20 protein-coding genes, 1 tRNA gene and 1 pseudogene are annotated in these 19,046 nt (G+C 59.7%); 10 read left to right on the top strand and 12 right to left on the bottom strand.

Annotated elements, in window-relative coordinates:
* Positions 1-2: 2 nt before the first annotated feature.
* The 5 genes from glmM to KUA11_RS12015 all read right to left on the bottom strand — a co-directional run bounded on the left by glmM (position 3) and on the right by KUA11_RS12015 (position 5,294).
* Positions 3-1,361 carry a phosphoglucosamine mutase gene (gene glmM, locus KUA11_RS12035; RefSeq protein WP_217410526.1) on the bottom strand — a complete coding sequence of 453 codons (1,359 nt, stop codon included), beginning with the start codon at positions 1,359-1,361 and terminating at the stop codon, positions 3-5.
* A 104-nt stretch (positions 1,362-1,465) separates the two neighbouring features.
* Positions 1,466-2,902 (bottom strand): pyruvate kinase, encoded by a 1,437-nt coding sequence (pyk, locus tag KUA11_RS12030; protein WP_217410525.1) that lies wholly within the window; start codon positions 2,900-2,902, stop codon positions 1,466-1,468.
* A 106-nt stretch (positions 2,903-3,008) separates the two neighbouring features.
* The gene (locus KUA11_RS12025; RefSeq protein WP_217410524.1) at positions 3,009-4,043 is read right to left on the bottom strand and encodes an SH3 domain-containing protein; all 1,035 of its coding nucleotides are present in this window, start codon (positions 4,041-4,043) and stop codon (positions 3,009-3,011) included.
* A 67-nt stretch (positions 4,044-4,110) separates the two neighbouring features.
* Positions 4,111-4,497 (bottom strand): DsrE family protein, encoded by a 387-nt coding sequence (locus KUA11_RS12020; protein ID WP_217410523.1) that lies wholly within the window; start codon positions 4,495-4,497, stop codon positions 4,111-4,113.
* Entirely contained in the window at positions 4,494-5,294 is an 801-nt protein-coding gene (locus tag KUA11_RS12015) for a HesA/MoeB/ThiF family protein (protein WP_254454891.1), read from the bottom strand. The genes KUA11_RS12020 and KUA11_RS12015 overlap by 4 nt, the downstream gene beginning before the upstream one ends.
* Positions 5,295-5,398: 104 nt before the next feature.
* On the opposite strand from KUA11_RS12015, the gene KUA11_RS12010 reads away from it, so the two are divergent.
* Positions 5,399-6,022 carry a DUF2939 domain-containing protein gene (locus KUA11_RS12010; protein ID WP_217410522.1) on the top strand — a complete coding sequence of 208 codons (624 nt, stop codon included), beginning with the start codon at positions 5,399-5,401 and terminating at the stop codon, positions 6,020-6,022.
* Between the two features lie 70 nt (positions 6,023-6,092).
* Here the strand turns inward: KUA11_RS12010 and KUA11_RS12005 are convergent, their stop codons facing one another.
* Positions 6,093-6,320, bottom strand: coding sequence for a DUF3126 family protein (locus KUA11_RS12005; RefSeq protein WP_166314800.1), 228 nt, complete (start codon positions 6,318-6,320; stop codon positions 6,093-6,095).
* A 216-nt stretch (positions 6,321-6,536) separates the two neighbouring features.
* Between KUA11_RS12005 and KUA11_RS12000 the strand changes: the two genes are divergently transcribed.
* Positions 6,537-7,217, top strand: coding sequence for a hypothetical protein (locus KUA11_RS12000; protein WP_217410521.1), 681 nt, complete (start codon positions 6,537-6,539; stop codon positions 7,215-7,217).
* A gap of 10 nt (positions 7,218-7,227) precedes the next feature.
* Here the strand turns inward: KUA11_RS12000 and hrcA are convergent, their stop codons facing one another.
* Positions 7,228-8,298 carry a heat-inducible transcriptional repressor HrcA gene (gene hrcA, locus KUA11_RS11995; protein WP_408744200.1) on the bottom strand — a complete coding sequence of 357 codons (1,071 nt, stop codon included), beginning with the start codon at positions 8,296-8,298 and terminating at the stop codon, positions 7,228-7,230.
* Between the two features lie 212 nt (positions 8,299-8,510).
* Here hrcA and rph point away from each other — a divergent pair, with 212 nt between their 5' ends.
* Together rph and rdgB are read left to right on the top strand one after the other, a co-directional pair.
* Complete coding sequence (gene rph, locus KUA11_RS11990) at positions 8,511-9,239, top strand: ribonuclease PH (RefSeq protein ID WP_166314804.1); 729 nt, start codon at positions 8,511-8,513, stop codon at positions 9,237-9,239.
* Positions 9,236-9,838, top strand: a complete 603-nt coding sequence (gene rdgB / locus KUA11_RS11985) for an RdgB/HAM1 family non-canonical purine NTP pyrophosphatase (protein ID WP_217410520.1) — start codon at positions 9,236-9,238, stop codon at positions 9,836-9,838. The genes rph and rdgB overlap by 4 nt, the downstream gene beginning before the upstream one ends.
* Positions 9,839-9,880: 42 nt before the next feature.
* On the opposite strand, the gene rpoH is transcribed toward rdgB, so the two are convergent.
* A complete protein-coding gene (gene rpoH / locus KUA11_RS11980) occupies positions 9,881-10,777 on the bottom strand; it encodes an RNA polymerase sigma factor RpoH (RefSeq protein WP_217410519.1) in 897 nt (298 codons plus the stop codon).
* Positions 10,778-11,011: 234 nt separating this feature from the next.
* Positions 11,012-11,998, bottom strand: coding sequence for an RluA family pseudouridine synthase (locus tag KUA11_RS11975; RefSeq protein ID WP_217410518.1), 987 nt, complete (start codon positions 11,996-11,998; stop codon positions 11,012-11,014).
* 50 nt (positions 11,999-12,048) lie between these two features.
* Between KUA11_RS11975 and KUA11_RS11970 the strand changes: the two genes are divergently transcribed.
* The 5 genes and pseudogenes from KUA11_RS11970 to KUA11_RS11950 all read left to right on the top strand — a co-directional run bounded on the left by KUA11_RS11970 (position 12,049) and on the right by KUA11_RS11950 (position 14,470).
* The gene (locus KUA11_RS11970) at positions 12,049-12,381 is read left to right on the top strand and encodes a hypothetical protein (RefSeq protein WP_217410544.1); all 333 of its coding nucleotides are present in this window, start codon (positions 12,049-12,051) and stop codon (positions 12,379-12,381) included.
* A gap of 74 nt (positions 12,382-12,455) precedes the next feature.
* Positions 12,456-12,531: transfer RNA gene (locus KUA11_RS11965), tRNA-Glu, on the top strand.
* Positions 12,532-12,644: 113 nt separating this feature from the next.
* Complete coding sequence (locus KUA11_RS17540; protein WP_254454890.1) at positions 12,645-12,884, top strand: hypothetical protein; 240 nt, start codon at positions 12,645-12,647, stop codon at positions 12,882-12,884.
* Positions 12,885-13,684: 800 nt separating this feature from the next.
* Positions 13,685-13,996 (top strand): annotated as a pseudogene (locus tag KUA11_RS11955) (transposase); the annotation flags it as partial.
* A 69-nt stretch (positions 13,997-14,065) separates the two neighbouring features.
* Positions 14,066-14,470 carry a hypothetical protein gene (locus KUA11_RS11950; RefSeq protein WP_217410516.1) on the top strand — a complete coding sequence of 135 codons (405 nt, stop codon included), beginning with the start codon at positions 14,066-14,068 and terminating at the stop codon, positions 14,468-14,470.
* A gap of 55 nt (positions 14,471-14,525) precedes the next feature.
* Here the strand turns inward: KUA11_RS11950 and KUA11_RS11945 are convergent, their stop codons facing one another.
* The 3 genes from KUA11_RS11945 to KUA11_RS11935 are packed head-to-tail and all read right to left on the bottom strand — an operon-like array spanning position 14,526 to position 17,326.
* Positions 14,526-15,614 carry an ABC transporter ATP-binding protein gene (locus KUA11_RS11945; RefSeq protein ID WP_217410515.1) on the bottom strand — a complete coding sequence of 363 codons (1,089 nt, stop codon included), beginning with the start codon at positions 15,612-15,614 and terminating at the stop codon, positions 14,526-14,528.
* A 52-nt stretch (positions 15,615-15,666) separates the two neighbouring features.
* Positions 15,667-16,479, bottom strand: coding sequence for an ABC transporter permease (locus KUA11_RS11940; protein WP_217410514.1), 813 nt, complete (start codon positions 16,477-16,479; stop codon positions 15,667-15,669).
* Positions 16,469-17,326 carry an ABC transporter permease gene (locus tag KUA11_RS11935; RefSeq protein ID WP_217410513.1) on the bottom strand — a complete coding sequence of 286 codons (858 nt, stop codon included), beginning with the start codon at positions 17,324-17,326 and terminating at the stop codon, positions 16,469-16,471. The genes KUA11_RS11940 and KUA11_RS11935 overlap by 11 nt, the downstream gene beginning before the upstream one ends.
* 159 nt (positions 17,327-17,485) lie before the next feature.
* Here KUA11_RS11935 and KUA11_RS11930 point away from each other — a divergent pair, with 159 nt between their 5' ends.
* Positions 17,486-19,003: an aldehyde dehydrogenase family protein gene (locus tag KUA11_RS11930; protein WP_217410512.1), complete on the top strand. Its 1,518-nt coding sequence runs from the start codon at positions 17,486-17,488 to the stop codon at positions 19,001-19,003.
* Positions 19,004-19,046 lie beyond the last annotated feature (43 nt).

The following is a 19,046-nucleotide window of genomic DNA, read 5'->3' as shown; positions in this document are numbered from 1 at the left end:
GCTCAGGCCACGACAGGCATTGTGGTGATGGCGGCGCACATGTCGTCCACCGCGCGCTCCACGTCGCGGGCGTCTTCCGCTTCCACCATGACTCGCACCAGCGGTTCCGTGCCGCTTTCGCGCAGAACGAGACGACCGCGTGCGCCGAGGCGTTCCTCGATCTGCCGTCGCGCGGCCTGCACTTCAGGCAGATGAAGCGGGCTGCGGCCCTCGAAGCGGATGTTCTTCAGCAGTTGCGGAAAAGGTTCGAACACGCGGCAGACTTCACTGGCAGGTCGCCCTTCCTCGATGAGAACGGCCAGAACCTGCAACGCGGCCACCAATCCGTCGCCGGTGGTGGCGAAATCGGACAGCACCACGTGACCCGACTGCTCTCCGCCCACATTGGCGCCGTTCTCACGCATGCGCTCGACCACATAACGATCGCCCACTGCCGTGCGTTCCAGCGCCATGCCCTGCTCGTGAAGGAAGCGTTCGAGTCCCATGTTGGACATCACGGTCGCCACGATTGAGGAGGTGGCCAGACGACCCGACCGCGCCCATGAGCGGGCAATTAGGCCAAGAATCTGATCGCCATCCACCAGACGGCCGGTTTCGTCGGCCAGCAGCATCCGGTCCGCATCGCCGTCGAGCGCGATTCCGAGATCGGCCTTGTGCTCGATCACGGCGCGGCACAGCGCTTCGGGGTGCGTGGAGCCACATTTTTCGTTGATGTTCACGCCGTCCGGCTCACAACCCAGACGCACCACTTCCGCACCCAGTTCCCACAGGGCAGTGGGAGCCACGCGGTATCCCGCGCCGTTGGCGCAGTCGATGACGATCTTGAGACCGTCCAGACGACAGCCGCGCGGAAAGGAGGCCTTGGCGTGCTCGATGTAACGCCCAGCCGCATCGTTCAGGCGCGAGGCGCGGCCAATCTCTCCCGGTGCGGCAAGCTGTCCCGTCAGGTCGGAGAGCATCATCGCCTCGATGGTCTGCTCCTCCTGATCGGAGAGCTTGAAACCATCGGGGCCGAACAGCTTGATGCCGTTGTCGCTGAACGGATTGTGGGACGCTGAGATCATGACGCCCAGATCGGCGCGCAGTGAGCGGGTGAGCATGGCGATGGCGGGGGTGGGCATGGGGCCGACGAGGATCACGTCCATGCCGGCCGACAGGAAGCCCGCCACCAGCGCGCACTCGATCATGTAGCCGGACAGGCGGGTGTCCTTGCCCACCACGACGCTGTGACGGTGATGACCACGCCGGAAATGCAGGCCCGCCGCCTGTCCGAGTTTCTGCGCCACGTCCACGGTCATGGGAGGGGTGTTGGCTTTCCCGCGAATGCCGTCCGTGCCGAAGAACCTGCGTGTATTGCTCATGCCGTGCCTGATGCTGTCGGTGAGGAACCGCTGTGGGCTCCACCCCTCATGTCTGGAAACCGGGACTGTTTACCGTCCCCATGCACAGGGGACCAGAGGCAAGCTCAGACAGAGTCCGGGACTTTTGCCACTCGTAACGTGTTGGTGGAGCCGCTGACGCCGAACGGCACGCCTGCGATGATGACCATCGTATCGCCCGCGCGAGCCAGTCCGCTGGTGCGCCCTGTCTCGACAGCCGTGGACACCATCGATTCCGTGTCATGGGCGTGATGCGCTGGGTCCGGCACGCAAGGGTGCACGCCCCACACAAGCGTCAGGCGGCGGGCGGTTGTCAGCGTGGGTGTCAGGCCGAGAATGGCGGCGATGGGCCGTTCGCGCGCGATGCGCAGCGCGGTCGGTCCCGCATGCGTGTAGGCGACAATGGTGCTGGCATCGAGCGTGTTGGCCACAAGCTGCGCGGCTCCGGCGATGGCGTCCGCTACATGATGTTCTGGCTCCAGGCGCGCGGCCTGCATGAGCGCGCGCCAGCCCGCATCGGCCTCCACGCGCTCCAGAATGCGGTTCATCACCGTCACAGCCTCGCGCGGGTAAGCCCCTGCCGCCGATTCCGCCGAGAGCATCACGGCGTCCGCGCCATCGAACACGGCCGTCGCCACGTCGGAGGCTTCCGCGCGGGTGGGCGTGGGCGCTGTGATCATGCTCTCGAGCATCTGTGTGGCCACGATGACGGGCTTGCCCAGTTTCCGCGCGGCGCGCGTGATGCGCTTCTGCGCCAGCGGCACCGCCTCGGGCGGCAGTTCCACGCCAAGGTCGCCTCGGGCGACCATCACGACGTCAGACGCTGCGAGGATGGCGTCGAGATTCTCCATGGCCTGAGGTTTTTCCAGCTTGGAGACGATCCAGGCCCGACCCTTCACCAGTTCGCGGGCTTCCAGCACGTCTTCGGCCCTCTGGATGAAGGAGAGGGCGATGAAATCCGCGCCAAGTTCCAGTGCGAAGGCGAGATTTTCCCGGTCGCGTGGCGTCAGGGCCGGAATGGGAAGCATCAGGTCGGGAACATTCACGCCCTTGTGGTCGCTCAGAGGTCCGCCGACCTGCACCTCGGTTTCAAGAAAATCACGACCGACAGTCGTCACTTGCAGACGTAGCTTGCCGTCATCGAGGAGCAGCACGCTGCCGGGATGGGCGGCGGCGATGATTTCGGGGTGTGGGAGCTGTACCCGCTTCGTCGTGCCGGGCGTTTCGTCCAGATCGAGGCGGAAAGGCGCGCCCGTCTCCAGCGTGATGTGCCCATCGGCAAAACGCCCGACCCGGAGTTTTGGACCCTGCATGTCGGCAAGAACACCGAGCGGACGCCCAACCTCTGCTTCCACCTGTCGCACGATGCGGTAGCGGGCGGCGTGCTCGGCTTGTGTGCCGTGGGAGAAATTGAAGCGGAACACGTCCGCGCCTGCCGTGGCCAGTGCGAGGATCGTCGCGTGATCGGAAGAGGACGGGCCGAGCGTGGCGACGATCTTGGTGCGGCACTGGGCAGCGATCATGGAAAATCCTCCTCCGACATGATGGATGTCAGCAGGATAACACCTGAGGCGGCCAGAGGTCGCATTGCGGGCCGCAACGCTGCCCGGAAAGGTTAGGCCGGAAAGGTCAGGAGGGCGGATAGGCCTCGTCGGGCAGCAGCCCCCAGATCTGATTGCGGTGCAGCCAGCCGTCACGACGCTGAATCGTGACCTGACACCACACCGATCCGGCCGCGCAACTGCGCAATGTGCCGACCGAGCCGGGCATCAGCACCGCCACGGGTGCTGCGCTGTCATCGCCCGATGACCGCAGAATCACGGCGTTGGGGATTTTCTCCGCTTCGGCCGCCGTGGCCACGTGGCCGATCACCTGCGACTCGGTATGACGGTTGCCGCTCTTTTCTTCCGGCTTGTCGGAAGAGGCGGCCTTCTGCTGCGGCGCGGCGTCGGGCGATGGTGCCTTTCCGGGCGGATAGGGGATGACGAAATCATGGGAGCCCACAAGCGTGGCCTGATGCACCCAGCCCTTCACGCCGTCCGGGTCTTCCACCAGTCGCCAGATGTCGAACTCGCGCTCGATTTTCACCGGCAGTCCCCGGCGGTGATAGATGAACTGGATGGGATAACGCTGGCCGGGGCCGGCACGCATGTTCACATCATCCGCGCGCAGGGCCGCAAAGCGCGGCAGCGGCAGACCGGTATTGCTGCCTTTTGTCAGATCCGGACCTGTGGGAGCGGGCGTCGCGGACGAGTCGGCGGCAGGAGCGGCATCGTCCGTATCGGAATGGACCGCGGCAGCACCCGCCGCCGCACCGGCAGCGGCGCCCGTCGCCAGATGGGCGGCGTGGTGATGGCTTGCGCTGGAATGCATGGCCTTGCTGTGGTGCGGCGTTTTTTCTTCGCTCGCATGCCGCGTGGGATGGGTGTGGTGCTCGCTGCTCTCCGTCGCCTTGTGCGTGGCGTGCTTGTGGTGAGCGGCTTTCTCTTCCGTGTGCCCCGAACTGTGGGCCACGGTTTTCCCCTCCGTGGTCGCCGCCTTCTTGTGATGGTGGTGCGGCGTGGCGCTGTTTTGCGTTGCGGCCACGGCAGGACCGGCGAACGTGGCGAGGGGCGTTGCCGCCAGCAGCGAGAGGACGGCGCGCAGGGAGCGGGATGCGATCATGGGCGCATCCGTGCCAAGCCCTGACGCGCTCGGCAAGTGGGTTCGTGCATTCGGATGCGCGGAACTGTCAGAATGAGACGATCTGTCGCCCCTGCGCCCGGTCGAGAAAGGTCGGGATCCCCACGACTTTCACGCCGTCGAGCAGGTCCGACTCTTCCCGCGCGATCCGTCGCAGGCCGGTCTCGCACACCATCAGTTCCGCTTCCATGAGCACCAGCGCGTCGCGCAGCGTGGCCAATGTGGCGACTCCACGTTCCGCCAATCGCTCTTCTTCATCCAGGTGAAAGACAGACGACGCATCGCGGCACAGGGCGGCCGCAGCCGGACCCGTGGCAAAGACCAGAACGGGGCGGTCGAGCGCCAGAGCGCCGGCGGCCAGCAGGAACGCTGCGTGAAGCCGGTCGGGATGGGCGTCGCACAGCAGAAGGGCCAGTCCGTTTGCGGGATCTGTCATGATGCGGCGTCTCTGTGCAGAGAGCCGCAGACCGGACAGGCTGGATCGGCGTCCATCGTGATGGTCGTGAAGCGCGTGGCCAGCGCGTCCCACAGCAGCAACCGCCCGGCCAGCGTTTCCCCGATATCGAGCAGTTCTTTCAGGGCTTCGGTGGCCTGCAATGTGCCGAGCACACCCGCGACGGCCCCGAAGATTCCCGCGTCTCCGCAGGAGAGAGCGTCCTGTGCCGCCTGTGTGCGGGGAAAGAGACATTCATAGCAGGGACCGCCCCGATGAGGCCGGAAGGTGGACAACTGGCCGTCAAACCGGGCGAGGGCGGCGGACACCAATGTGCGGCGTTGCGCCACGCAGGCGGCGTTGACGAGGTAGCGCGTCTCGAAATTGTCGCTGCCGTCGCACACGAGGTCATAGGCTGCGACCAGAGTCTCTGCGTTGTCGGGCGTCAGCCGTATCTCGTGTGTCTCGATGCGGATGTCCGGGTTCAGGGCCGAAAGAGTCCGGGCGGCGGACGCAACCTTGGGCTGGCCCACGCGCTCGGTGGTGTGAAGGATCTGCCGCTGAAGGTTGGAGAGTTCGACATGGTCGTGATCGACCAGTCCGATACGCCCTACCCCGGCGGCCGCAAGGTAGCAGGCCACGGGTGAGCCCAGCCCACCCGCTCCCACGATCAGCACCGAGGCGTTCTTGAGGCGCATCTGCCCCGTTCCGCCCACCTCCGGAAGGAGAATGTGGCGGGAATAGCGCCGGATTTCGGCTTCTGTGAGGTCAATGGGCGGGGGTGTTGTGGAAGGCGGCATCAGGAAATCACTTTTTCGTGATTGATGGGAGTGGGGACAACCGTTTGCTGCATGTCTGCTTTGCGTATGGTAGATATACTGACATGAACACAGGGAGTCCCGACATGCGCGCCGCTAAACTCACTTCTGTCTCCGAAGCATGGGCCTGTCCCGCACGGAAGCGGGCGCGGGTTCTGTGTGTCGTCTCGTTGGCGATGTCCCTCGCTCTCTATGCATTGTCGCCCTTCGTGACGCTGTGGACTATTGCCCGTTCGGTCGAGACGCATGACATGCTTGCCCTTGGGCAGACCATCAACTGGACGTCGCTAGATGCTTCGCTCAAGGAACAGGTTCTGGACGGGCTCAATCTCGGTCATGCGACGGAAGCGGCGGATGAACTGCCAGAGTTCGGTGCGTCCTTTGCCACCAATGTCGTGTCGAATGCCGTGGATCTGACCGTGACGCAGCAGAATCTGGGAATGGTGGTGGATCAGGCCATGGGAACGGCCGCACCTGGCAAGATGAGCGCGAGCACCATGTTGTCGGCTGTCGGTCATGCTGTGGTGCGTTTCACAGGCGGCAACACGTTCGAGGCGGCGATGGTGGTGCCGGGGCATGAGACGGAGACGCCCTTGCGGGTGCAGCTTCGCATCGAGCGCTGGCAGTGGAAGCTGACGCGGGTGGATCTGCCGGCTCCTGTGCCGCATCCGGTCATGGAAGCGTCGCTGTCATCGCGTCGCCCTGCCTGAAAACGACTTTAATCTTTCTGCTTTGTCAGGCCGGCGTCCTCATGGGAGCCGGCCTTTTTCATGCCGTTCTTCAGGCCTTGGGCGGCAGATCTTCTTCCAACACCACGATATTGAGAATGTAGGACACTTCGCCCTCGTCCTCATCACGGTGAACGGTGCCGATCACCTCGCCATCCACGGCCAGTTCAACGGACAGGCCACGGCGCGGCGGCGGGTTGACGCTCAGGCCCTTCGCGCCCAGCAGGCGGCGCAGGCAGGTCTGAAGGCGCTGGATTTCGTCGGAAGAAAAGTCGCTCATGATAGGAATCTCCGCAGCTGACGGCTGCCTGTGGCGGACGCGTCTGTCGTTCACGACGGAGCGCGGACATTCACATCGAAGGACAGCACAAAGGGAAAGGTCGTGCCGCTAATAGGCAACAGCGGCTGAGGCTGCAACATTTCTGGACGCAGGTGGTTGTCGGTGAGGTGAGGGAACCGTTACCGAAGACGGGGCGTTGGTCGAACCGGGATGAGAATGGTGTCGTTGAAGTTGCGTGTCGCGAGCCGTGCAGGGCTTGCGTGTCTGGTGCTGTGTCTGACGGGGTGTGGGTATTTTGACTCCAGAACGGTCCACAAGGCGCAGCTTGCCATGATCGGGATGACGGAGAATGACCTTCATTCCTGTGCAGGGATTCCCGACAAGACGCTCAAGATGAACGCAACCACGGTTCTTGAGCAGTATATCTACAAGCCTAACACGCCGGGCACCTTTTCCATCGCGCCGCTGAACATGGGCACCGTGACCTATAACGGCAGCGGCAGCGCCTGCGTCATGATGATCCGGATCGATCGGGGGCAGGTGAGCGAGGTGCATTTTGCCGGGGATAATGATCGTCTCATCGGTCACGAGGGCATTTGCGAACCTGTGATCCGTGGATGTGTACGCCAGCCGGAATCGACCATGCGCCATGTGAGCGGTGGCCTGTTCGGTCCGGTGTCGGCTTTCAGTTCGCCGCCCATTCCACCGCAGAGTCAGAGTGCGGTGTGGAACGGCCCGGCGGCGGACCTGCCCGCACTGCGCACGCCTGCGGACCAGATCGCGGGTGGTGCGGCGAAAGCAGCGGCCGCTTCCCGGGCGGCGGCGGCGCCATCGGCTCCTGTTGTGCCAGCGGGAGAGGCTGTCATTGAGCGGAGTGACGCGGCTTCCCAGAAGTGAGCGTGTGCCGTCAGCCGAGGATGCGGCCGATGATTTGTGCGGTGTAGTCGATGACGGGAATGATGCGGCCGTAGTTGATGCGTGTCGGCCCGATCACGCCGATGGCCCCCACAATCTTGTTGCTCTCATTGCGGGCCGGGGCCACGACCATGGACATGCCCGACAGTCCGAACAGGTCGCTCTCCGCCCCGATGAAAATCCGCACGCCGTCCGAGGCTTCGGCCAGTTCCAGCAGACGCAGCATGGCGTCCTGACGTTCCAGCCGCTCGAACAGGCGCTGAATGGTGGAGAGCCGTTCGATTTCGGTAATGTCCGTCAGGAGGTTGCCCTGTCCACGGATGATGAGGGTGCCGCCGCGTTCCTCATCGCTCCATGTGGCAAGGCCGCTTGCCACCACCTCGCTCGTAAGCTGGTCGAGCTGGGTGCGGTCAGCGGCCATGTCCTCATCCACCAGGCTCCGCAATTCACCAAGCGTGCGACCGGACAGGCGCGCGTTGAGATAGTTGGCGGCTTCCGTCAGCGCCGAGGGCGGCATGCCCGGCGGTGTCTGGATGACGCGGTTCTCCACCTGTCCGTCCGCGCCCACCAGCACCACCAGCGCCCGGTTTTCGCCTAGCGGCACGAACTCGATATGCCGGATCGTGCCCTCTCCCTTGGGCGCGATGACGAGACTGGCGGCGTGTGACAGGCCCGAAAGCATGGTGGAGGCTTCCGTGAGCGTGTCCTCAAGCGAGCGCCCCCGTGTTTCCAGCGAATTGGCGATCGATTCGCGTTCGTCTTCGCTCAAGCTGCCGAACTGGAGCAGGCCATCCACGAACAGCCGCAGCCCCCGTTCGGTGGGCAGGCGACCGGCGGAGGTGTGGGGGGAAAACAACAGGCCTGCTTCGGTCAGGGCGGCCATCACATTGCGGATGGAGGCTGTGGAAAGCCCGAGCGACAGGCGATCCGCCAAGGTACGGCTGCCTACCGGATCTCCGGTCTCCAGATAATGCTCCACCAGCTCGCGCAGAATGGTCGCCGAGCGGGCGTTCAGGCCCGAGGCGAGGGTGGAGAGATCCGGTGTGCGACCGGTCAGGTCCAGTGGACGAGGGCCGGTGGGGCGTGATCCGGGGGAACGGGCGATGGTCGTCTCTCCTTGGCCAAGCGAGGGGCTTTGAGTCGGATTCTGGGAAGAGTGGTGGAGAGAAGCAAGGGGCAGGGTGGTCAGTCTGCGGAGCGCGGGTTATGCAGCCGTACGTCCGACAGGTGGGCTCACGCCGCCTGTTTCTGCCTGTCTTCCTGAGGAGCCTGCCCATGCGCCCGTCCGGCCGTGCCGCTGACGCCATGCGTCCCGTTACCATCGAAACCGGTTTTTCCCATCACGCCGAAGGCTCCGCATTGATTCGCGTGGGGGGCACGGAAGTGCTCTGCACCGCCAGTGTGGAGCAGCGGGTGCCCCCGTTCCTGCGTGGCAAGGGCACGGGCTGGGTCACGGCCGAGTATGGCATGCTGCCCCGCGCCACGCACACGCGTGGCAACCGTGAAGCCGCCAAGGGCAAGCAGTCCGGTCGCACACAGGAAATCCAGCGTTTGATTGGCCGGTCCCTTCGCGCTGTGACCGACCTGAAGGCGCTGGGGGAGATGAGCATCACGCTCGACTGCGACGTGCTCAACGCCGATGGCGGCACGCGCTGCGCGTCCATCACCGGCGCATGGGTGGCACTCCGTCTGGCGCTGGGCAAGCTGCACGCGCAGCGGGTTCTTTCCTCCATTCCGCTCACCGGACAGGTTGCCGCCGTGTCCTGCGGCCTGACCACCGAGGGCGCGGTGCTCGATCTCGACTACGTGGAAGACAGCAGTGCTGTGGCCGACACCAACTTCGTGCTGACGGCTGCGGGCGGCATTGTGGAAATTCAGGGCACAGCGGAAGAGAAGCCGTTTTCGGAGGAAGAATTCTTCAAGCTGCTCGCGCTGGCCAAAAAGGGCACGCAGGAACTGTTCGCGGCGCAGGATGCGGTGGTGCGGGCCACGGAAGGCGCATGAGTGCCGCCCTTCCGCTGAAGGCGGGGAGCCGTCTGGTCCTCGCCAGTCATAACAAGGGCAAGCTCGTGGAGTTCACTGCTCTGCTGGCGCCCTATGACATCGAGGTTATCTCGGCCGGGGAGTTGAACCTTTCCGAGCCGGAGGAGACGGCCACCACGTTCGAGGGCAACGCGCAGTTGAAGGCGCTCGCGGCGGCGAAGGCGACCGGGCTTCCGGCGCTGGCCGATGACTCGGGTCTGTGTGTGTCCGCCCTCGGAGGGGCTCCCGGTATTTATTCCGCGCGCTGGGCCGGTCCAGAGAAAGACTTTCCCGCCGCCATGAAGCGGATTGAGGACGGCATCGGCGGAGACGAGCGCGACGCATGGTTTATCTGCGTGCTGGCGCTGGCTTTCCCCGACGGGTCGGGGAAATGTTTCGAGGGACGTATCGACGGCACCATAGCGCCCGAGCCGCGGGGCGCTGCGGGACATGGTTACGACCCGATCTTCGTGCCGGTGGGCGAAAGCCGCACCTTCGCGGAGATGACGGACGCCGAGAAGAACGCCATCAGTCACCGCGCGCGGGCGTTTGAGGCGTTTCGTAAGGGCTGTCTCAGCTAAAGGCCAGATATAAGGGAGGGCAATACAAAAGCCCTCCCGTCGTCAGGTGGTCGCGGGGATTTCGTTACGACGGGCGTCCACGTCCGCCTTCATCTGGGCTTGCACTTTCTCGAAAGCGCGGCTTTCGATCTGGCGCACGCGCTCGCGGGAGATGCCGTATTGCTGGGCGAGTTCCTCCAGCGTCACGGGATCGTCCTTGAGGCGACGCTCGGTGAAGATGTGTCGCTCACGGTCGTTGAGGGATTTCATGGCGGAGGTAAGCAGGGCGTGGCGATCCGAGAACTCCTCGTGCTCGCCCAGCATATCCTCCTGATTCTCCCCCTCATCCACCAGCCAGTCCTGCCATTCCCCATCGCCTTCCGCGCGCAGGGGGGCATTCAGACTGTGGTCGGCGGCGGCCAGACGGCGGTTCATGGATACGACGTCCTGCTCCGGCACACCCAGCGTTTTGGCGATATGGTTCACCTGCTCGGGAGCGAGATCGCCCTCATCGATGGCCTTCATCTGCCCCTTGAGGCGACGCAGATTGAAGAACAATTTCTTCTGAGCCGAAGTCGTACCGATTTTCACCAGCGACCAGCTGTGCAGGATGTATTCCTGAATGGCGGCGCGGATCCACCACATGGCGTATGTGGCAAGGCGGAAGCCACGCTCGGGATCGAAGCGACGCACGGCCTGCATCATCCCCACATTGCCTTCGCTGATGAGTTCGTTCAGCGGCAGGCCATAACCGCGATATCCCATCGCGATCTTGGCGACGAGACGCAGATGGGAAGTGACGAGCTTGTGCGCGGCCTTCACATCCCCCTTGTCACGCCAGCGGCGAGCAAGGGCGGATTCGTCCTCAGGAGAAAGAAGGGGGTATTTACGGATGTCCTGAAGATAGCGCGAGAGGCTGGCGTCAGGACCGATTGCGAGAGAGGGTGTTGAGGATGCCATGGAGACTGCTCCTTCATCCCGGCACCGGCGCTGTGCGTGATCCGACTTCAGTCAGCGAACATCGGATCGGCCTGTGCTTTCGGGCAACGCTGGGAGTGGACCTGTTCGTCCCCGAAGGCCCTCCCTCAATGAGGCAAAAGACTTCGGGACATCCATTCCGGCGGCCGCATCGGCGCGTCGAAAAGACCTTGACTTCGTAGAATATGAGCCCGGAAAAGTCAAGATTAACAAAAGTTATTTTATAAGGGCATTCGTCAGCGTGGTTTCAAGAGCGACGAAATCCGCAGGGGGCGGCGTTTCAAAAAGCAGGGCTTCCCCTGTGCGTGGATGGACGAAACCGAGCCTACGCGCGTGCAGGGCCTGTCGGGGGAAATCCAGCGCGGCGTCCTTGGCCTCCACCGGGCAGCCTTTCGCGGCGGCAGGGATGCGGCGCAGATAGAGAGGGTCGCCAAGCAGCGGATGACCGTTCGCAGCGAAATGCACGCGGATCTGATGGGTACGACCCGTTGCAAGGCGACATTCCACCAGCGCCATGTGGGAGCCGAAAGCGCGCAGCACCGTATAGCGCGTGAGCGCCGTCTTGCCGCCGCGCGTAAGCAGCGCCATGCGTTTGCGGTCACGGGGGTCGCGGCCGATATTGCCTTCGTATTCTCCCTTGGTGGGAGACGGCACACCCCAGCACAGGGCGAGATAGGCACGGTCGATGCGACGAGCTGCGAAATCTGCCGAAAGGGCGAGATGTGTGGCCTCGGTCTTGGCCACGACCATGATGCCGGATGTGTCCTTGTCCAGCCTGTGGACGATCCCCGGGCGCCGCTCCCCTCCGATACCTTTAAGGCTTTCCCCGCAATGAGCGATCAGGGCGTTGACCAGTGTGCCGGTTTCATGTCCGGGCGCCGGATGAACCACCATGCCTGCCGGCTTGTCGAGCACAAGCAGATCTTCATCTTCGTAGAGAATGGTGAAGGGGATGTCCTCGCCCTGCGGCGTGGCGGGAGCGGGTGGGGGGATGTCCAGCACCAGCGCCATGCCGGTTCGCGTGGTGTGCGAGACGTCGTGCAGGACAACCCCGTTGCAGGTCAGGCAGCCGCTTTCAATGAGAGATTTTATCCGCGAGCGTGAGAGTTCAGGGAGCGCCAGCGTCAACACGCGGTCAAGACGCTGTCCGGCCTGATCCTCGGTGAGGGTGAGGGAGCGGGGACCGTGGGTTGAATCAGTCATGGGTGTCATCTACAGGCCGGGCGACAGAACGCAGGAAAGGCGGCACCGTGATGGAAGAGGGCAGTACGGCGCGACGGGTGCTGATGGCGGCTGTCATCGGCATGGGCGTCCTGATCGTTGCGGGAGCGGGGCTGCTGGTTGCGGTGATCCTGCATCGGGTCTCGCATCCACATGCGGCTGTAACACCGCCGTCTGTTCTCGAAAAGCCGATACGCACGGAGACGCTTCTGCTGCATGAGCCCGAGGGCAGCCATGTTGCAACGATGGCGTGGCGCGATGGCAATGTGCTGGCCCTGAGTCTGACGGGCGGTGGCCCCGATCGCATCGTGCTGTGGGATGTGACGCAAGGGCGGGTCATCGGGCGGCTGGAGGTCGGGCGTTAAGCGCTGGGTGATTATTTTTCGTTTCCCTTCTTGCGCCGTTTCGCCGTTTTCCGTATGAACCCGCCACGGCCAATGTCCCATTCGTCTAGAGGCCTAGGACACCGCCCTCTCACGGCGGCAACAGGGGTTCGAATCCCCTATGGGACGCCAATTTTATTTGGCAATGCTATCAGCAGCTTACAGGCAAAGCGCTCTATCCCACCCAAAAATTAAGTGGCGATTCTGGACCAATGGCGATTCCGTCCTCCTTCGGAGTTCGTCTCATGGCCCGTACAAAATCCGCCGAGAATGTCAACGATCCTGCGACAGGACGTCCGCGGCCCGATGGCGTGAGTTGCCGGGGGCCAAAGCAGTATCGGGCACGCAAACTGGTCAATGGCCAGCGGATCGTCAGAACATTCGATACAGCCCGTTTCGCCCGTGCATGGCTTGAAGAGACCTCGGTCAAGGTTCGCGAGGGCCGCAATATCGACGTTCGGGCTCTGGACGGTGTCGTGCTGTGAACGCTGATCGAGCGATATTGAGATGAGTGCAGAGCTCATCGCGATTGCGATCGCACTGATCATATCCCTTCGCTGCTCCGCGACACGATCGCTGGCCTGAAACTCTCCCGTCTGACGATCGCGGCTGTCAGAGGTTTCCGGGACAGGCAGGCGAAAGATCTGCCCCTCGCGACCGTTGTGAAACGCCTCAACCTTCTCGCATCTATTCTGCAACATGCAATGTCTGAGTGGGACGTGCCGCTGCCGTAAAATCCAGCTTCAGGACGTCTGATCAAACGACCGGCCGGAGCCGACCGGAAGCGCAATCGCCGGCTGGAAGAAGCAGCCTGTCCCGCAGGGAGTGTCTCGCCAGGAGAGCGCGAGCCTGCCGGAGAGTATGAGCGTCTGCTGGACGCTGTGAGATCAGACACCCATCCTGATGATGTGTGGCTCGTCAGGTGGTCCGTCGAGCAGGCCACCCGCCTGAGTGAAGCGACTTCCTTGCGTTGGTGTGACGTCGACCTCACAGCAAGAACCATCAGTCTGGCTCACACCAAGACCATCCATCTCGCGGAAGAGCGAGGATCCGAAATCCGGCGCCTGATGCCCGGCGCACGGGCCCTGCTTCGTGAGAAAAATGATCGATGCGATATACCTCAAGGCGCACAGAACCGCGGTGTCCCTGCTCAAAAAGAGGCTTTCCCCCGCTATATCGGACGCACAAAAGGCGGACTGAACTCAAAGCTGCATGCCGTGTGTGATGGTCAAGGCCGGCCTGTCCGCTTGCATCTGACTGCTGGGCAGTTTTCAGTGACTTCAAAGGGGCTGATGTGTTGCTTGCAGACCTTCCCGACGGGACAGAAGAAGTCATCGGTGACCGGGGTTATGACAGCAACCTGATCAGGCGGGCTCTTGTCGAACGAAATATCACCGCCTGCATTCCACCGAAGAAGAACCGGAAATCAAAACCATCTTACAACTGGCATCTGTATCAACAGCGCCATCTGATCGAAAACATGTTCGCAAGGCTGAAGGACTGGCGACGTGTTGCGACCAGATACGACCGCTGCGCTCATACATTCATGTCTGCCATCAAGATCGCCGCAAGCTTCATTTTCTATCTCAAAGAATGAGGTCTGAGCCAAGGCGAGGCTCACCATGGAAGACTGAAGCACCTCCACCAAAATCGATCCGGCGGAGAGATGAGCCACCAGACATTCTCCTCGACCAAATTAGTCCGACGCTGGTTGGATACGACATCCGCCAAACTGGAGCCTGGCCAGTTTCAGGACACGCGGTCGCTGGAACGTCAGACCGTTCATGAACTGGTCGACCTGACCCCAACGTCAGTCCATGGTTTCCGGAGGCGACAGGCAGAGAAATACAGCGGCACCGCGGTCGTCAAATGGCTCAACCTGTTCGCCGCGATCTGTCAGCATGTGATCACGGAATGGGATATTCTCTTCCCGAAGAACCCGCCGGCCATCCACGCGCGGAGAATCCCACGCGCCAGAGAGAAAAACAGCTTGACCCGCTCCATCTGGCTCTCAGGCAGTAAAAATTCGTTACTTGCAGGTTCATCCTCCACGAGGATCTTTGAATTATAGAACACCACTCAATTCAATAAATCAATAGATCCTGATATTAGTTTTCCAAATATTATTACGATGGGAGAATCATAATATTAGATGGATTAATTGAAATGGCGGTGATATCGCCTTCCGATACTCTACTGTCTCGGATATCGACGACAAAGTCCGGACAAAAGGGAGTTTCCACATGCAATCGTGACATATTACCCAAGAATACGCTCTTTTTTACTCTCGCTGTGAAGGTGAGACTGTCAGCTTCCGCCAGAATACGATCACCTAAAAAACATTTTTCTGGTCGGATGCCCATCTTCAGGGAGGAACCAACTGGCTGTTCAACCTTGGTGAGAAGACTGAATATCTGCCCGCTACAATCGATCAGACTACCATGCTCAGTTTTTTCCTTTACCTCACCAACAAACATATTGGTGATACCAAGAAAGCTGGCGACAAATTCGGTCGATGGACGATTATATAACTCATGTGGGGTTCCGACTTGAGCCAGTCTCCCTGCATTCATGACAGCTATCCGATCAGACAGCATGAGTGCTTCCTCTTGATCGTGCGTGACCATAATAAACGTGATGCCAAGTTGTGTCTGAAGATTCTTCAGTTCCATCTGCATCTGTTCACGCATATTGGCGTCAAGTGCTCCGAGAGGCTCATCAAGCAAGAGTAGCCGGGGCTTCTGAATCAGGGCTCGTGCTAATGCCACACGCTGTCGTTGGCCGCCCGAAAGTTGTCCGGGATAAAGATTGGCCTTGTCGTTCAAGCCAACTGTGCTCAGAAGTTCCGACACTTCATGACGAACTTCTTCGCGCTTGCGGCCAGAAATGGTCGGGCCAAACGCGATATTTTCTGCGATCGTCATATGAGGGAATAATGCGTAATCCTGAAACACCGTGTTCACGGGACGCCGATTAGGTGGCTGTGTGGTGACATCATGATCATTTAACAAAATCACTCCGCTACTGGGCAGTTCGAAGCCGCCGATCATACGGAGGGTGGAGGTTTTGCCGCAGCCTGATGGACCTAGTAGTGTCAGAAACTCCCCTTGTCCAATCGACAGATTAAGCTCGTGGACGGCATGAAAACCATTAGGGTAAATCTTTTCAATGGACTGAAGCGCAAGGAGAGGTGACTGGGGAACGGAGCTCATCATGGGATACCTACAATAGTAAAAACCGAGAGAGTGTTTGGCGTGCTTTTGGTGTTCATCTTTCTTGCCCTCTGCGTGCTGCAAGACGATTCTGGATGATCTCGCTGCCACCGACGAGCAACGCTGAAGCGAAGAAAATCAACGTGCCCAACGCAAGTATTTTTGGCAGTTGCTCTGCATATCGAAGGTTAGACCAAATAAAAACAGGAAGTGTCTGACGGCTGCCGGTCAGGAAGTAGCTTACGATGAACTCGTCGAATGACGTGGTGAAGGAAAGTATCAAGCACGAGACAATGCCGGGCATGACGATAGGCAGAGCAACACGCCATAAAACTACCCATGGTGATGCTCCTAGATCCCGGGCAGCCTCTTCAATTGTTCGGCTGTAGGTTTGAAAACGACCGCGCATAATGACAAGCGTGAGCGGAAAACAGACGCATATATGACCCAGCATGACAGCTGGTAGCGATGGCCCGATCCCCACGAGATTCACAATAACCAGCAAACCAATACCCAACATGACGCCCGGCACAACAAGGGGAAGAAATCCTATATTGCTGATGAATCGTGCAAGGCGGCTATTACGACGCACGAGCGTGTAAGCCGTCAATGTTCCAGAAAATGTAGCGATACACGAAGCTATAATCGCAACAAACAGGCTGTTAAAAAAGGATTCACGGATGCGTGGATCAGCGAACATGGCATGATACCATGAAAAGGTAAAACCTTTGAGGGGAAATGTTACGTATAGTGAATCATTAAAGGAAAAAACAGGAAGAACTAAAATCGGCGCATACAAAAATGCGACATAAAACCAGAAATAATTACGCAGCATTCCCTTCTGTTTCGGTCCTGTTTCAGGCTGCATGACGCATTTTCCTTTTTGCAACCATAAATACGATGAATGCGATACCTGCTGTGATTACCATCGAAGAAATTGAGATAGCTGCCCCGTAAGGCCAGTTATTGGCCTTACCGAATTGTGCCTGAATCATATTGCCAATCATTGAACTATTGGTGCCTCCAACGAGGGTAGGTGTGGCGTAATCTCCCATTGTGGGAATGAAGACGAGAACGGCGGCAGAAAGAATTCCCGGAAGAGAAAGCGGAAGTACGACACGACGAAAAGCCGTGGCTGTACCAGCACCAAGGTCATTAGCTGCTTCAATCAGCTTCGGTTCAATCGCAGAAAGTGAGACATAGAGTGGGAGAATGGCAAATGCCGCATAAGCATGCGTCAGGGTCAGCACCATAGCCTGCGGAGTGTAAAGAAGAGCCTGAAATGGAGCCCCCGGGGCTTGTGCTAACACGAGCGCCGAGTTGATGACGCCGTTGTATCCTAGAAGTACTTTCCAGGCGAACACACGTAAGAGATAGCTCGTCCAGAATGGTAATGTGACGATCAGCAGGAGCAGGTTTTTCTTTGCTCCTCCTTTGAATGCAATAAAATACGCGACTGGGTACGCCATCAAGATTGTAAAAACTGTGACGAATCCAGCCAGAAAAACCGAGCGTTCAAGGATCAGCCAATAAAGATGCGATGTCGCCAGCTTGGTAAAGTTTGCCAACGTAAAGTGTAACGAAAAGACGGCATCATGACGTCCTTTCAGACTTAGGAGCCCCAGGAAAAGAATAGGAAAGACGATGACGGACAGCACTATGAAAAGAGAGGGTGCGTTGAGAGTCACGTCGAACAGGCGTCTATCTCGTTTCATGTTTTTTCTGCCCAAGATTCGAACCGGTACCGCAATTAAATTTTAACCACAACGTTCATGTCAACCAAAAAATTTCAGTGGAGAAATAAAAATGGTCATGTTATTTCATTTTCAGCGCGGGGTTTGTGACCGCCTAATGTTACGATGGAGCAATTAAATATGGACGTCATGCGCACGGCGAAAGACCTCTCAAATCATCTTTTCCTCGACGGAAAAATGACTTCTGCGAAAGGCTCCACCTTTTACGACGTGATGAATCCAGCCACAGAAGAGGTATTTGGCCAAATAGCAGAGGCAACGGATACCGAGATTGAGGAGGCGATCGAAGTCGCCAATCGAGCACGTAAAGAATGGTTCGCTCTCAGCGCGCTTGAGCGTGCTGAACGATTGCATGAAGTGGCCATTGCGTTCCGTGCCGCAAGCCATCCTGTGGGTGAAATGATGACCCGCGAAATGGGCAAGGCGTTCAAGGAGTCATCGGATGAGGTCATCTGGGGCGCGACCGTCACTGATTATTATGCCGAAATTGGACGGCACGAAGGGGGAAAGGTATTTGGTCCGGCAGTAGCTGGACAATTGCATTATACGGTCAAAGAGCCGATGGGTGTTGTCGTTTGTGTGATGCCGTTCAACTATCCTGTTGCACTATTGATGTGGGAGGCGGCGGCGGCACTGGCAGCGGGAAACGCGGTTATTGTAAAACCGTCCGAGTTGACCAGTTTGACGACACTCATGCTGATGGAGTGTTTCAGTTCGCTGCCTGCCGGCCTGATCCAGGTGGTGACGGGTGGTGCGAAAGTCGGAGCAAAGTTGGTTGCCAGCAATCGCACTCATATGGTGGCATTTACCGGCAGTGTTCCTGCGGGCAAAGCAATTGCCAGTGCTTGCGCGGAGCAGTTCAAGCCGGCCCTGATTGAAGCGTCAGGCAATGATGCTTTTATTGTAATGCCATCTGCTCCGATCGATATCGCAGCCCGTGGCGCAGTATTCGCAGCTTTCGTGAACTGCGGTCAGGTGTGCACCTCTGCCGAGCGCATTTATGTTCATGAAGATATCTACGATCAGTTTATGGAACGCTTCATTTTCCATACAAAAGCGTTGCGAGTTGGTAATGGACTCGGTGCGACCGATGTCGGCCCCATGGCGTCCAAACGCGAGCTGGATCGTTTCACAGCACTCGTGAACCGTGCCGTTGAGGCGGGCGCCACTGTAGCGTGTGGAGGAAAACGTCCAGACGGAATGGAAAAAGGGTGGTTCTTCGAGCCCACAATTCTGACTGACGTGACTTCGGACATGGAAATTGTCAACGGGGAGAGCTTTGGGCCGGTGGCGCCCGTAGTAAAAATCTCCAGCCTTGATGAGGCGATTGCACTGGCCAACAAATCAGCCTTTGGGTTGGGATTTAATATCTACACTCTCAGCCTACCTGAGGCGATCAAGGCCAGCAACGAGGTCGAAGTCGGCATTGTGTGGGTCAATGCTCCCTTGCTCGATAATGACGCGGGTGCCTTCGGCGGCCGTAAACTGAGCGGGCTTGGCAAGGAGCTGGGGACGGAAGGTCTCGATACCTTCCAGCATACCAAGCTTGTAATGATCGATCCGGAAGCCAGTGATCAGGATTTCTGGTGGTTTCCTTACAAGTCGGCAGAGTGTTTCCCTGAAATCTCGTCACGCTGATCTCTATTCTCCAAGCGGCTCTACGGGCCGTTTGGAGATCTGT

This window comes from Acetobacter estunensis (assembly GCF_019083805.1).
Lineage (GTDB): Bacteria > Pseudomonadota > Alphaproteobacteria > Acetobacterales > Acetobacteraceae > Acetobacter > Acetobacter estunensis_A.
This window is presented reverse-complemented; position numbering and strand designations above follow the sequence as displayed.